This is a genomic window from Alsobacter sp. R-9, assembly GCF_054612375.1.
Window position 1 is genome coordinate 90861 of sequence record NZ_JBTSWJ010000013.1, and the last position, 13891, is coordinate 104751.

Below are 13891 nucleotides of genomic sequence, written 5' to 3' on the forward strand. Positions count from 1 at the left end.
AAAGATGAAATATCCAGTTATTCTCTTAAGTTAACTATCTGCTCATTTTTAGCCATTGATGCATATCCCAATATTCCAATTGGGTTGCTCAACCATTGCGGGCGGCACCGCCGCGGTTAGGTTGCATTTGAAACAACTTTACCGCGTGTTCGCGCGATCCGCGCAGCACCCTGGAAGGATTGACCGACATGCGTCTCGATGGAACCGAAGCTGCCGGCCACGTCACCGCCGCCGCCCCGCGCCTCGTCCTCGCGCAGGCGCAGCTCCCCGGACAGACCCCGGCTCCCGCGACGGCGCCCAAGACGATCCCGCTCCCGTCGGCGGACATGGTGACGCTGCTGAAGCCCGTTCCGTTCGGCGCCGGCCTCGGCCTCGCGGCCTATGAACTGCCCGCCGGCGCGGCCTTCGACGCCATCCGCGTCGTCGAGATCGACGGTCGCCTCGTCCTTGCGCTCCTCCAGCCCGACGGCAAGGTCCTCGTGCTCGAGGGCACGGGCCCGGTCCCCGGCTCCGCCACCGAGTTCGACGTTCCCAACCTGATCGTCGGCGACGTGGAAGTGCCGCGCGAGGCGCTGCAGGCCGCCTTCCTCGACAACGGCATCCAGCCGGCCGCAGGCGACCAGCCGGTCGACAGCTCGGGCCTGAACAACGACGAGCCCTTCCCCGGCATCGGCCCCGGCCTCGGCATCGGCGACCTTCTGCCGCCCACCGAGCTCGGCTTCGACCGCCTGACGCCGCGTGAAGGCGCCCTTGCCCTCGACGACGACATCGTGGGTCTCTTCGCGCTGCCGCCCCTCGTTCCGCCGTCCTTCGGCGGCGGCGGGATCGGGTCGGGCGCAGCGGTCCTCGACCAGTCGGCCGTTCCCGGCGGCACCGGCATCAATGGCGGGGTGGCCGTCCGCTCGATCGAAATTCCGGTCCAGGCCGGGTCGGAGACCGCCAATGCGATCTTCGGCTCCATCGCGGGCCTCGTCGGCAACACCAACGGCATCCCCGGGACCGACATCACCTGGACCCGCGTCAGCGACACCCTGATCGAGGGGCGCATCGGCGAAACCCTCGCCGTGACGATCACGCTCGAGGGCGCTCCGGTGCCTCCCGGCCAGACGGGGACGTTCACGGCGACGATCACCGTCCTCGTCGGCCTGCCCGATCCCAACCCCGTCGGCGGCCCGTCCGACACCACCGGCTTCAACCTCGGCCAGATCGAGATCGTGCTGACGGGAGGCGAGGAGCCCGTCACGGGGACGATCGACGTCCAGGTGCTCGACGACGTTCCCGTGCTCGTCGGCGAGGGGCGCGTCTCCGGAACGGTGGACGAGGACGCCCTGCCCACGGGCAACGTCGATTCCGGCCGCCCGGGCGAGAACGATGTCACCGGCGTCGGCGCCACGGCCACGGGCAGCCTGTTCGCCCTCGTGAACGTGGGCGCGGACAAGACCGACACGGGCGGTGCCGCCTTCGCGCTGGCGACGATCCCGGCGGGATCGCCCGTCGCACTGCCGGGCATCACCTCCGGAGGATCGCAGGTCTTCGTCGTGTCGGACGGGACCGTGCTGAAGGGTGTCGTCGTGGACGGGGAAACCACCCGCGACGTCTTCACGCTGACGCTTTCGAAGGCCGGAACCTACACCTTCACCCTGCTCGGTCCGCTCGACCACCCCTCCCTCGACGGCCTCACGGGCGACAACTCCGAGAACGCCACGCCCCTGTCGCTCGACCTGTCCGGCTTCGTCCTGGCCAGCGACTCCGACAACGACACCGTGACCCTGGGCGAGGGTTCCTTCCTCATCCGCGTGCTGGACGACATCCCCGTCCAGGTCGGCGAAGGCGCCATCACCATCAACGTCGACGAGAGCGGCCTCGTGGGTCCCCTCTCGGTCGGCAACCCTGACGGCACGCCCCTGCGCCCCGGCGAGACCGCCGGATCCGGCGCCGTCGAGGTCACGGGCTCGCTCTCCGGACTCGTGGCGATCGGCGCCGACCAGGTTGCGTCGGGCGCTTCCTTCGCACTGATCGCCGGTGCCACGCAGACGCTCGCCCTCACCTCCAAGGGGGAGACGATCGTCGCCTCCACCGACGGGAACGCCATCGTCGGCACGGCCGGCGGCCGCGAGGTCTTCCGCTTCACCCTCGAAGCAGACGGCGACTTCACCTTCCGCCTCAGCGACCAGATCGATCATGCGTCGCCGGCCTCGGGCGCATTCGAGAACGCCCTGACGACGCCGATCGATCTCTCCGCCTTCATCACCTTCAGCGACTTCGACCGGGACGCCGCGACCTTTGCCGACGGCACCGTGGTCGTGGCCGTGCAGGACGACATCCCCGTCGCCGTGCCCGTCGCCGCCTACCAGGCGACGCTCACCTCCGTGTACGAGGAGTCGGGCTACTTCAACACCCTCGGCGTGACGGGCAACGGCGGCGCGTCCGGCACCGTGCCCGAGACGGTCGGATCCACGGCGAGCGTGTCCATCGATCCCACCGACACGACCGGCGGCCGCTTCGTCCTGGACACGGGCGTGGCCGGGTCGGCGACGCGGGTGCAGATCTTCGTCGACAACGGCGACGGCGTCTTCGACCGCAACACGGACACGGTCGTCGGCACCGACATCCCCGTCTCCGACCTCACCTGGCAGGCCGTCGCCGCCGCGTCGGGCTACGGCGCCTCGAAGGTGTTCCTCGCCTTCGACGACGGCGGCGCCGGCGAGGACCGCGACTTCAACGACCTGATCGTCGGCGTCGACGTGGCCCCGACGGCCGCTCCGCTCGTCAGCGCCATGGTGGAGGAAGACGGCATGTCGGGTCCCGCCGGCCAGCCCGGCTTCCCCGACGGCTCGATCGGCAACAAGGATGCCGGCGACAGCGTCACCCAGGACGAGGCGTCCGGACCCGCCGGCAGCCTCAGGGCCCTCTTCTCGGTCGGCGCCGACGACGACCTCACCATCGCGCTCGCGAGCTCGACGGCCGGTGCCGGCCTGCCCCGGCTGCTCTCGCAGGGCGCCGAGGTGCAGTACTCCGTCAGCGGAAACACGCTCACCGGCTATGTCCCGCTCGGCGACGGGGGCATCCGCGAGGTCTTCACGCTGACGGTGTCGCCGAACGGCGCCTGGACCTTCGACCTGAAGGACCAGCTCGACCACGTCCCCGGGTCGGGCGAGAACACCGCCCTCCAGACGGTCGGCGGCGGTTCTGTCGCGGGCATCGACTTCTCCGGGATGATCACCGGCACCGACTACGACGGCGACAGCGTTCGCGGCGCTCGGGGGGCCTTCGTGATCACCGTGCAGGACGACGTTCCCGTCGCGCTGCCCGCGGCGCTCTCCACGCTCGCGACCTTCACCTCGGTCTACGAGGAATCGGGCTTCTTCAACTCCGTCGGCATCACCGGTGCGCTGGCCAGCGCGACAGTGGCCGAGACCATCGGTTCCACCGCCACTCTCGCCTACAACCCGGCCGACACGTCACAGAGCCTCTTCGTCCTGAACAACGGCAACCCGGGCTTGCAGACGAACGTCCGCATCTACGTCGACGACGGCGACGGGGTCTTCGAGCCGGACGCCGACGTCCCCGTCGGGCCGGATCGCCCGGTGAACGAACTCACCTGGCAGGCGCTCGCCTCCGCGTCGGAGAACGGCACGAAGACGCTCTTCCTCGCCTTCGACGACGGCGGCAACGCGGATGACCGCGACTTCAACGACCAGATCGTCCGCGTCAACTTCACCACCCAGGCCCAGTCGATCGTCACGGCTCGCGTGGAGGAAGACGGCATGTCGGGTCTCGCCGGCCAGCCGGGCTTCCCCGACAACTCGACCGGCAACAAGGACGCCGGCGACGACAACACGCAGGACGAGGCATCGGGCGCCGCGGGCAGCCTGACGGCGCTGTTCTCGGTGGGCGCCGACGAGTCTCTCGCGATCAGCCTCGGCTCCGACACCTCCGGCCTGCCCCGGCTGCTCTCGCAGGGTGCCGAGGTCCAGTATGCGGTCAGCGGCAACACGCTGACGGCCTTCGTCCCCCTCGGCGGAGACGCGACGCGCGTCGTCTTCACCCTCACGGTGGCGGCCGACGGCTCCTGGACCTTCGATCTCCGCGACCAGCTCGACCACGTGCCCGGCGGCGGCGAGAACGCGATGCTGCAGACGGTGGGCGGCGGGACTGTCGCCGGCATCGACCTCTCGAGCCTCATTCGCGGCGCGGACGCCGATGGCGATCCCGTGACGGCCCTCCCCGGCGCCTTTGTCATCACCGTCGAAGACGACGTTCCCGCCGTGTCCCTGGCGCTTGTCGGGGGAGCACTGCTGACCATCGACGAGACCGACGACGCCGTCGTTCCCGGCGAGGTCGATCCGGTCGGCGGGGCGCTCGGCGCCCGGACGGTTTCGCTGTCGAGCCTCATGACCGCGGGCGGCGCCATCGGTGCCGACGAGACGGCCGGCGCGCCGGCCCGCTCCTACGCCTTCGCGGCGGCGGGCGGCTCCTCGGGATACAAGGACTCCCTGACCGACCAGGACATCGTGCTGGTCAAGGTCAGCGACAGCCTCGTCCAGGGGCGCGTCGGGACGCTCTCCGGAGCCCTCGCCTTCTCGATCGCGGTCGATGCGGCAGCCGGCACTCTGACTCTCACCCAGTTCCGCGCCGTCGAGCAGCCGGATCCGTCCCAGCAGAACGAACCCACCGCTGGCGGCCTCGCCGCCGGTGCGCTCACGCTCACGGTGACCGCGACGGACGCGGATGGAGACACGGGTTCGGCGTCGGTGGACGTGGGCTCGATCATCCGCCTGCTCGACGACGCGCCCTCGTCCTTCTCGATCATGGACGCGGTCGTCGCGAACTCCACCGGCACCGTCACCGGCCTCTACGACGGACAGTTCGGGGCCGATGGCCTCGCAGGCTTCACCATTGCGGCGAAGACGGCGATCAACGGCGTCAGCTATGCCTACAGCGACACGGACGGCGACGGCTTCGCCAACCGGGTCGTGGCGACGACGGCCGGCAGCCAGCCCTTCTTCAGCATCACCGTGAACAAGGACGGCACCTACACGCTGCAGCTCGACCGGACCCGTCCCGTCGTCGAGACCTCGGTGACGGTGCCGGCGACGGGCAACAACCAGCCGGTGAACACCCTCACGTCGCCGGACGGGAGCGTCACGTGGGACGGACTGAAGTACAACAAGGATCCTGACGACGACGAGCAGATCTTCACGAACCCGAACTCCAGCAACGGCGGCGACCGCCTGAACGGCACCAGCAACGGGTTCGGCGTCGGCAGCGCCGTCGTCCAGGACGAAGACGGATTCAAGCTGTCGTCCAACACCGGCCCCATCGGCGCCGTTCGGTTCGAGCTCGGAGCCTACGTCGGTAACGCGAGCAAGGTGTCGCTGTACTGGGAGGCGACGGGTCCGTCCGGCACGCAGACGGGGACGGTCAACAACCTGACGCTCACCCCCGGCACGACCTCGGTCTTCATCGATCCCCCCGCGGACTTCACGGCGATTTCGATCGGGTTCGACTTCGACCGTGGCGGTGCCCGGGTGCAGAACTTCAGCATCGTGAAGTCGCTGGTGCCGGCCGACCTCGTCGCGGCGTTCGACGTGACGGCGCATGACCACGATGGCGACACGATCACCGCGACGCTCGACGTGACCTTCGGCGGCAGCGCCCCGAATGCGGGCGACTCCCTTGTCGCCGGCGCGGGTGACCACGTGCTCTTCGGCGGCTCCGGCAACGACTCGATGAATGGCGGCACCGGCGCGCTGGATATCGTCGACTACTCGGCGGACGGCAGCGCGGGCATGACGATCAACCTGGGCTCGCCGGGCTCCTCGGTGAGCGTGGGCGGCGCAGGCATGTCGGCCGGGGATCGTCTCACCGACATCGAGGGCGTCATCGGCGGCAGCGGCGGCGATACCCTCACGGGCAACAGCGGCAGTTCCGGGAAGGCCAACTACTTCGACGGGCGAGGCGGCAACGACTCGATCTCGGGCCTCGACGGCCACGACACGCTGCTCGGCGGCGGCGGCAACGACACCCTCCTCGGCGGAACGGGCAACGACAGCCTCTCCGGCGGCGACGGCAACGACTCGCTCGTCGGCGACTTCGGAAACGACCGACTGCTTGGCGGGGCTGGTACCGACTGGCTGACGGGCGGCGACGGCGACGACATCCTGATCGGCGACCTCGGAGCCGACACGATGACCGGCGGGGCGGGCAACGACGTGTTCGTGCTCAACACGCTCGACGCCAAGGACCTGATTGCCGACTACGGCGCCGGGGACCGGATCGACCTGTCGGCGCTCTTCGAAGGCCCCGGCAACGAGGCGGACATCGGACAGTACGTGAAGATGACCGGCGGGGTGCTCGCCGTGGACGTCGACGGCGCTGCAGGCGGGGCGACCTTCGTGGACGTCGCGACGGTGCAGGCTTCGGGCGGCGGGGTGCCCCCGGCGATCCAGATCGTCTACGAGGATCATGACCACGTCGTCCACGCGGCGACGATCAACAACGGCTGATCGACCGTCGCCATCCCGGCCGCGGGCCGTGGCCGGGATGGAGGACAAAGCGACATGGCCTGGGGGATGCTGCTGCTGGCGGGCCTCTTCGAGGTGGGCTGGGCCATCGGCCTCAAGTACACGCACGGGTTCACGCGGCTGGTGCCGACCCTGCTCACGGTGGCGAGCATGGTCGCCAGCCTTGGATTGCTTGGCCTCGCGCTCAAGACTTTGCCTGTCGGCACGGCCTACGCGGTGTGGACGGGCGTTGGCGCCGTGGGCACCGCGATCCTCGGCATCCTCCTGCTCGGCGAGACGGCGTCTGTCGCGCGGATCGCCTGCATCGGCCTCATCGTCGCGGGGATCCTCGGGCTGAAGTTCGCCGGCTGAGCGCACCACGCGACGCGAAACGCGGCCCGACTTCGCGCAAGCCGGAGGCCCACATCCGCCCAAAATCGCGACCAGAGCCGAACCAAAGGCCTGCCTGCCCGTTGTCCGGGCCCGCGCCCAGCGCGCGCCCTTCAGCATCGGGAGAGAGACCATGCGCAAGTCCACCCTGACGGCCAGCGCGGTGGCGGCGGCGCTCCTCGCCACGCCCGCCTTCGCCCAGTCCGGAAACACCAACCCGCCGTCATCGGCCCCCTCGTCACCCTCCACGGTCCAGCAGCCCGCAACCGGTGCTGCGCCCGCGACGGGAGCCGGCGTGACGAACATGCAGTCGACCCAGGGCAACGCCCGTTTCTTCACGGCCATGGAGCAGGATCAGTGGCGTGCCTCGAAGTTCGAGGGCGTCGACGTCTACGGCGCCAACAACGAGAAGATCGGTGACGTCGACGACGTGATCCTCGACCGCAACGGCAAGGTCGAGGCGGTGGTCATCGGCGTCGGAGGCTTCCTCGGCATCGGCGAGAAGCTCGTTGCCCTGCCCTTCGAGCAGGTCGAGTGGATGACCGGCGACCGCAGCGACGCCAGCGTTTCCAGCGCGCGCCCGGCGACCGGTTCCAGCACGATGGCCACCAACAACACGACCGCCGGCGCACCCGCCAACCCGAATGCGACGGCGAACACGGCGGCGAATCCGGCCCCGAACACGGCGGCCAACACGGCCAACCGCAGCAACACCGAGATCACGGGCTCTACCGTGAGGGCCGGCGCGTCGCGCTACGACTACCCGAGCTACGGCGTGCTGCGCATGACGAAGCAGGACCTGCAGAACGCGCCGTCCTACCGGTACGGCGAGCAGATGAACTCGGCTGGCTCGAAGCAGTAAGCCATCACGGTCGCCGACCAGTCCTGACGACACCGCATGGAAGCCCCGTCCTGCGCAGGACGGGGCTTCTTCGTGCGTTCCGACCATGGTTCGCACAGCAAGAAGGGCGGGGTTCGACCCCGCCCTTCCGTGGAATTTCATCCGGGTGAGGCCCGGGTCAGTTCATCGAGTGACTTCCTGGCAGGTGGTGTTGCCAACGCTGTCGCGGACGCAGGTGCGTTGCGACACCGTCGGCGCCGGTTCCGTGACGACGACGCCGGGACGCTCCACCACGACCGGCTGGTTCTCGATCACGCGGGTATGGGGCCGTGACGCGGCATCCGCCGCCGCGCCTGCCGTGGCGCCGACGACGCCGCCAACCGCCGCGCCGACCGGCCCGCCGACGATGGCGCCGGTGGCGGCACCGCCGACGGCGCCCGTGACCGTGCTCTGCTGGGCCTGCGCCGCAAGCGGCGCGGCCATGATCGCGCCGGCAACAGCCAACGCCTTGATGATGTTCGACATTTTTCGCTCTCCGTGTTGTCCACGAGTGGGCTTCAACGCGGCGTGGCGCCAATGGTTCGGCATGACCCGCGGCAACGGGGACGATGCTCATGGGCACGGGAACGGCGCCCCTCCCGCCCACGTTGGATGGGCATCCCGCCTCGGAGACGCCCATGGACATCGCCCTCGACAAGGTCTGCGCCCTCATCCGGCAGGCACGGCGCTTTGACGTGAAGGAGGCGGCGAGCGATCCCGAAAGCGGGTCGAACCCGTCGGACGACGGCTACGCCGACGTGCTGGAGACGTCGCCGGACGACGCGATCGAGGACGAGTTGCGCGCGTTCCTGAGCGGGCTCAACGAGGACGAGCAAGTCAATCTCGTCGCCCTCGTCTGGATCGGCCGCGGCGACTTCGACCGGCAGGAGTGGGGCGCGGCGCTGCGTCAGGCGCGCGAGCGCATCGGGCCGCCCGTGCCGGACTACCTCATCGGCATCCCGAACCTGCCCGACCTGCTCGACGAGGGGCTTGCCGCCTTCGATCTCTCCTGTGTGGACGAGGACGGTGGCGCGGGAGTGTGAGCCGCGCGGGCGTGCTAGGGTCGCGCCGCCATGCCCGACAACACCTCGCCCCCTCCCTCTCCCGCCACCCTGCGCGCGTCGGACGACATCCGCGACCTCATCGCGATCATGGCGGCCCTCCGCACGCCGGGGACCGGCTGCCCCTGGGATCTCGAGCAGGATTTCGCGTCGATCGCCCCCTACACCATCGAGGAGGCCTACGAGGTTGCCGACGCCATCGAGCGCGGTGATTTCGTCGACCTGCGGGACGAGCTCGGCGACCTGCTGCTGCAGGTGGTGTTTCATGCGCGTCTCGCGGAAGAGGACGGGCGCTTCGCGTTCCCCGACGTTGTCCGGGCCATCACCGAAAAGCTCATCCGCCGCCATCCGCACGTCTTCGGCGAGGCGCGGAACCTCTCGCCGGAGGCGGTGAAGGGTCTCTGGGGGGAGATCAAGGCGCGCGAGAAGGCCGAACGGCGCGCGGCCCGGGCCGCTGCCGGCCTGCCCGACGATGCCGCCGGCGGCGTGCTGTCGGGCGTTCCGGACGGCATGCCTGCCCTCACCCGGGCGGTGAAGCTGCAGGAGAAGGCCTCGAAGGTGGGATTCGACTGGAACGACGCACGCCTGGTGGTCGCGAAGCTTCACGAGGAGACGGCCGAGATCGAAGAGGCGCTTGCGGCTGGGGACCGGGAGGCCGTTGCCGGCGAAGTCGGCGACCTCCTCTTCGTGGTCGCGAACCTTGCCCGGCACCTCGGCGTGGATCCCGAGGCGGCGCTCCGCGGCACCAACGCGAAGTTCCAGCGCCGCTTTGCCTTCATCGAGCGTGAGCTCGAAAAAGAGGGCCGCTCACCGGCGGGGGCGACGCTCGCCGAAATGGACGCGCTCTGGACGAGGGCGAAGACCGAGACCTGAAGAACCTCAGCGCATCCGGCGGGCGGACGGGAACCGGCGCAGGAGGCGAGGCTCCTTCTCGGGGGCTACCCGGACCGCGACCTGCACCCGGCCCTCGTCATCATCCCGCCGGTCGAGGACCTCGGCCTCGCTGTAGAGCCAGTGCAGTCCCGCACCGTCTCCCGTCTCGACGGAGATGTGGAACACCGGCCGTTCGGCGGCGAGCCTGTCCTCGATGGCGGCCTTGAGGACGTCGATCCCCTCCCCGGTCAGCGCCGACACCAGCACCGGCCGTTCGGCGGCGTGGCGGTGCGCGAGCAGCCCCGTGAGCCGTTCCCGCTCGCCGTCCGCGAGCGCATCCAGCTTGTTCCAGACCTCGACGATGCGCCGGTGATCGTCGGGATCGACGCCGAGGTCGCGCAGGATCGAGACGACGTCGGCCGACTGGGCCTCGGTGTCGCCGTGCGACACGTCGCGCACGTGCAGGATCACGTCCGCGGCGATGACGTCCTCCAGCGTGGCCCGGAAGGCCGCGACCAGCATCGTCGGCAGGTCGGAGATGAAGCCCACGGTGTCGGAGAGGATCACCGGCGCGCCGTGCGGCAGCTTCACCACGCGCGCCGTGGGATCGAGCGTCGCGAAGAGCAGGTTCTCGGCGAAGACGCCGGCCCGCGTCAGGCGATTGAACAGCGTCGACTTGCCGGCGTTCGTGTAGCCGACCAGCGCGACGACCGGGTATGGCACCTTGCGCCGACTCTCACGATGCAACGAGCGCGTGCGCTTGACGCTCTCGAGCTCCCGTTCGATGCGCACCATCCGTTCCTGGATGAGCCGGCGATCGGCCTCGATCTGCGTCTCGCCGGGGCCGCCGAGGAAGCCGAAGCCGCCGCGCTGGCGTTCGAGATGGGTCCAGGACCGCACGAGCCGGCTCTTCTGGTAGGCGAGATGCGCCAGCTCGACCTGCAGCGTGCCTTCGCGGGTCCGGGCGCGGCGCCCGAAGATCTCGAGGATCAACCCGGTCCGGTCGATGACCTTGCAGCCCCACGCCTTCTCGAGGTTGCGCTGCTGTACCGGCGACAGGGCGCAGTCCATCATCACGAGGTTGATCTCGTCAGCCTTGATGCGGCCGGCGATCTCCTCGACCTTGCCCTTGCCGAGATAGGTCGCCGGACGCGGCGACGCGACGGTCACGGGCAGCGCGGCCTCGACGGCGAGGTCGATGGCGGCGGCGAGGCCGACAGCCTCCTCCAGCCGGGCATCCGCCGCCCGCAGGTTCACGGGGCCGGCTGCCTCGGCATCTCCCGGGCGACGGCGCGCCGACGGATAGGGACCGACGACGAGCGTCCGCGTCCCGGAGGCAATGGCCTTCTCGACGTCGACGACCCGCTTTTCCGGCGGGTCACGGGGGACGCGGGGTCCTGTCAATGCTGTCCTTCAGAGCCGAAAGGCTCAGTCCTTGGCGACGGGTCCGCCCTCTTCGCCCGGCTCGAAGAGCGAGACCGGGTGGCCCGGCATGATGGTGGAAATCGCGTGCTTGTAGACCAGCTGGGAATGTCCGTCGCGGCGCAGCAGCACGCAGAAGTTGTCGAACCAGGTCACGACACCCTGCAGCTTCACGCCGTTCACCAGAAAGATCGTGAGCGGGATCTTGTTCTTGCGGACATGGTTCAGAAACGTGTCCTGCAAGTTCTGGTTTCGCTCCGCCGCCATGGTCTTGCCCCTCAGCCCAAGTTGACCAGCCGTCCGATTCTACGGCTCGTTGAACGTGTTCCGAAACGCCTGCCTTGCCCCGCAGGTCACGCCGAAGCGCCCTCGACCTGCGCTACGGCCCGCCTGCCGACGAAAGCAGGTCATTCCGGCGGCGGGTCGGACCCGCCTCTTATCCGACATGATTAAACGGACGGGAGACTTCTGTCACCTCGTGGAACGCGGCCCGCAGCGCCATGGCGACGGGGCCGGGGGAACCGTCGCCCACGGGCAGTCCGTCGATCCTGACGACCGGCGTCACGGGGTTGGACGCGGATGTGATGAAGGCCTCCGCCGCGTCCTGCGCCTCCGCCACGGAGAAGGGCCTCTGCTCCACCGTGAGGTTCCGGCGCTTCACGAGGTCCAGCACACCCGCCCGCGTCACGCCATGCAGGATGCTGTGATCGGCCTGCCGCGTGACGAGGCGGCCGTCCCTCGTGACGATCCACGCGTTGGTGGAACCGCCCTCGGTCACGTTGCCGTCGCGGTCGACGAACCAGACCTCCTTCGCGCCGGCCTCGCGCGCCTTTTGCTTGGCGAGCGTGTTCGGCAGGAGCTGGACGGTCTTGATGTCCGGACGTCCCCAGCGAATGTCAGGCGTCGTCACCACGGCGATGCCGGCCCGCGCGCTCGCCTCCGCCGCCTCCCGGTTGACGGAGCGCGCCGTCACCACCACCGCGGGAGCTGGCGGCGGCATCGGCAGGAAGTGGTCGCGGCGGGCGACCCCGCGGGAGACCTGCAGGTAGATGAAGCCCTCCCGCACGCGGTTGCGGCTGACCGTCTCGTGCAGCACCGTCGACAGTGCGCGACGGCTCATGGGCGACGGGATCATGAGTTCGCGGAGGGACCGGTCGAGCCGGTCGAGATGGCGGGTCTCGTCGACCAACCGGCCGCCCGTGACCTCGCAGACCTCGTACACCGCGTCGGCAAACTGGTAGCCGCGATCCTCGATGTGCACCATCGCGTCCCGATGGGGAACGTAGCGTCCGTTGACGTAGGCGATCCTGCTCATGCGTGCCTGCTCATTCCACCCCCCGCGGCGCGCGGCTGCGCGCCGACGTCTCAGCCGATCCCGAGCGACTTCAGCTTGCGATGGAGCGCCGAGCGCTCCATGCCGATGAACTCGGCCGTCCGCGAGATATTGCCGCCGAAGCGGTTGATCTGCGCCGTGAGGTACTCCCGCTCGAAGATCTCGCGGGCCTCGCGCAGCGCGAGCGACATCAGCTTCTCGCCGCCCGCTCCGTTCGGCGTCGAGGGCACCAGCGACCCCACCTCCGACGGGAGGAGGTCGGCCGTGACCTCGGTCGAAGGGTCCCCTTCGGCCAGGATCAGCAGGCGCTCGATGTTGTTGCGCAACTGGCGGATGTTGCCCGGCCAGTCATGCGACTGCAGGACGGCCAGCGCGTCATCGGCGATGACGCGCTTCGGCAGCCCCGTCGAGGCCGATATCTGGTCCATGAAGTAGCCGATCAGTTCCGGAATATCCTCGCGCCGCTCGGCGAGGCTCGGCACGCGGATCGGCACGACGCTGAGGCGGTGCAGCAGGTCCTCGCGGAACCGACCCGCCCCGATCTCCGCCGCGAGGTCGCGCGCCGTCGACGAGATGACGCGCACGTCCACATGCACGCGCATGGTTCCGCCCACGCGCTGGAAGTTCTGCTCGACGAGAACGCGCAGGATCTTGCCCTGCGTCTCCCGGGGCATGTCCGCCACCTCGTCGAGATACAGCGTTCCCCCGTGCGCCTCCTCGAGCGCGCCGACCTTGCGCGTGCGGCCGTCCCCGCCCTCCACGCCGAAGAGTTCGATCTCCATGTTCTCGGGGGTGATGGTCGCCGCGTTGATGGCGACGAAGGGCCCCGAGGATCGGTTCGACAGGCCGTGGATCGTGCGCGCCGCGAGTTCCTTGCCGGAGCCCGGGGCGCCCGAGATCATGACGCGGGCGTTGGTGGCCGCGACACGCTCCAGCGTCTGGCGCAGCTGGTTCGACGCCTGCGAATGCCCGACGATCCGGCTGCCCTGCTGGGCCTTGACCCTGAGTTCCTTCACCTCGCGCTTCAGCCGCGAGGCCTCCAGTGCCCGCTCGGCGACGAGCACCAGCCGGTCGGCCTTGAACGGCTTCTCGATGAAGTCGTAGGCGCCCCGCTTGATGGCGGAGACGGCCGTCTCGATGTTGCCGTGGCCGGAGATCATCACGACAGGCAGGTCCGGGTGCTGCTCCTTGATGATGTCGAGGAGCTGCAGGCCGTCGAGACGGCTGCCCTGGATCCAGATGTCCAGAAAGACGAGCTGCGGGCGGCGGGCCTCGATCGCTCCGAGCGCCTCGTCCGAGTTGGCCGCGGTGCGGCAGCGGTAGCCCTCGTCGTCGAGGATGCCTGCGACCAGCTCGCGGATGTCGGCTTCGTCGTCGACGATCAGGATGTCGGCGCTCATTCCGGGCGTCTCCGTTCGTGTCGTGC

The 13891-nt window shown here is 69.4% G+C and carries 10 protein-coding genes; 5 read left to right on the forward strand and 5 right to left on the reverse strand.

From position 1 onward, the window contains the following. The first annotated feature begins 188 nt into the window (after positions 1–188). From ACX9GQ_RS19615 to ACX9GQ_RS19625, 3 genes are all read left to right on the forward strand, one after another. Entirely contained in the window at positions 189–6509 is a 6321-nt protein-coding gene (locus tag ACX9GQ_RS19615; protein ID WP_459631277.1) for a DUF5801 repeats-in-toxin domain-containing protein, read from the forward strand. 54 nt (positions 6510–6563) lie between these two features. Then, positions 6564–6878, forward strand: a complete 315-nt coding sequence (gene sugE / locus ACX9GQ_RS19620) for a quaternary ammonium compound efflux SMR transporter SugE (protein WP_459631278.1) — start codon at positions 6564–6566, stop codon at positions 6876–6878. 151 nt (positions 6879–7029) lie between these two features. After that, complete coding sequence (locus tag ACX9GQ_RS19625) at positions 7030–7758, forward strand: PRC-barrel domain-containing protein (protein ID WP_459631279.1); 729 nt, start codon at positions 7030–7032, stop codon at positions 7756–7758. A gap of 162 nt (positions 7759–7920) precedes the next feature. Here ACX9GQ_RS19625 and ACX9GQ_RS19630 read toward each other — a convergent pair whose 3' ends face one another. Further along, entirely contained in the window at positions 7921–8262 is a 342-nt protein-coding gene (locus ACX9GQ_RS19630) for a hypothetical protein (protein WP_459631280.1), read from the reverse strand. 152 nt (positions 8263–8414) lie between these two features. Here ACX9GQ_RS19630 and ACX9GQ_RS19635 point away from each other — a divergent pair, with 152 nt between their 5' ends. Continuing rightward, positions 8415–8819, forward strand: coding sequence for a DUF3775 domain-containing protein (locus ACX9GQ_RS19635; RefSeq protein ID WP_459631281.1), 405 nt, complete (start codon positions 8415–8417; stop codon positions 8817–8819). A gap of 69 nt (positions 8820–8888) precedes the next feature. After that, positions 8889–9710 (forward strand): nucleoside triphosphate pyrophosphohydrolase, encoded by an 822-nt coding sequence (gene mazG, locus ACX9GQ_RS19640; protein ID WP_459631342.1) that lies wholly within the window; start codon positions 8889–8891, stop codon positions 9708–9710. Between the two features lie 6 nt (positions 9711–9716). On the opposite strand, the gene hflX is transcribed toward mazG, so the two are convergent. From hflX to ntrX, 4 genes are all read right to left on the reverse strand, one after another. Next, the gene (gene hflX, locus ACX9GQ_RS19645; RefSeq protein ID WP_459631282.1) at positions 9717–11114 is read right to left on the reverse strand and encodes a GTPase HflX; all 1398 of its coding nucleotides are present in this window, start codon (positions 11112–11114) and stop codon (positions 9717–9719) included. Between the two features lie 24 nt (positions 11115–11138). Continuing rightward, positions 11139–11399, reverse strand: coding sequence for an RNA chaperone Hfq (gene hfq, locus ACX9GQ_RS19650; protein WP_459631283.1), 261 nt, complete (start codon positions 11397–11399; stop codon positions 11139–11141). A 169-nt stretch (positions 11400–11568) separates the two neighbouring features. Further along, entirely contained in the window at positions 11569–12447 is an 879-nt protein-coding gene (locus tag ACX9GQ_RS19655) for a D-amino-acid transaminase (RefSeq protein ID WP_459631284.1), read from the reverse strand. A 50-nt stretch (positions 12448–12497) separates the two neighbouring features. Then, a complete protein-coding gene (gene ntrX / locus ACX9GQ_RS19660) occupies positions 12498–13865 on the reverse strand; it encodes a nitrogen assimilation response regulator NtrX (protein WP_459631285.1) in 1368 nt (455 codons plus the stop codon). Between the last annotated feature and the right edge of the window lie 26 nt (positions 13866–13891).

Bases quoted from the DNA above. Each gene is read 5' to 3' on its own strand.
- ACX9GQ_RS19615 (WP_459631277.1), top strand. From the start codon at position 189: ATGCGTCTCGATGGAACCGAAGCTGCCGGCCACGTCACCGCCGCCGCC.
- sugE (WP_459631278.1), top strand. From the start codon at position 6,564: ATGGCCTGGGGGATGCTGCTGCTGGCGGGCCTCTTCGAGGTGGGCTGG.
- ACX9GQ_RS19625 (WP_459631279.1), top strand. From the start codon at position 7,030: ATGCGCAAGTCCACCCTGACGGCCAGCGCGGTGGCGGCGGCGCTCCTC.
- ACX9GQ_RS19630 (WP_459631280.1), bottom strand. From the start codon at position 8,262: ATGTCGAACATCATCAAGGCGTTGGCTGTTGCCGGCGCGATCATGGCC.
- ACX9GQ_RS19635 (WP_459631281.1), top strand. From the start codon at position 8,415: ATGGACATCGCCCTCGACAAGGTCTGCGCCCTCATCCGGCAGGCACGG.
- hfq (WP_459631283.1), bottom strand. From the start codon at position 11,399: ATGGCGGCGGAGCGAAACCAGAACTTGCAGGACACGTTTCTGAACCAT.
- ACX9GQ_RS19655 (WP_459631284.1), bottom strand. From the start codon at position 12,447: ATGAGCAGGATCGCCTACGTCAACGGACGCTACGTTCCCCATCGGGAC.
- ntrX (WP_459631285.1), bottom strand. From the start codon at position 13,865: ATGAGCGCCGACATCCTGATCGTCGACGACGAAGCCGACATCCGCGAG.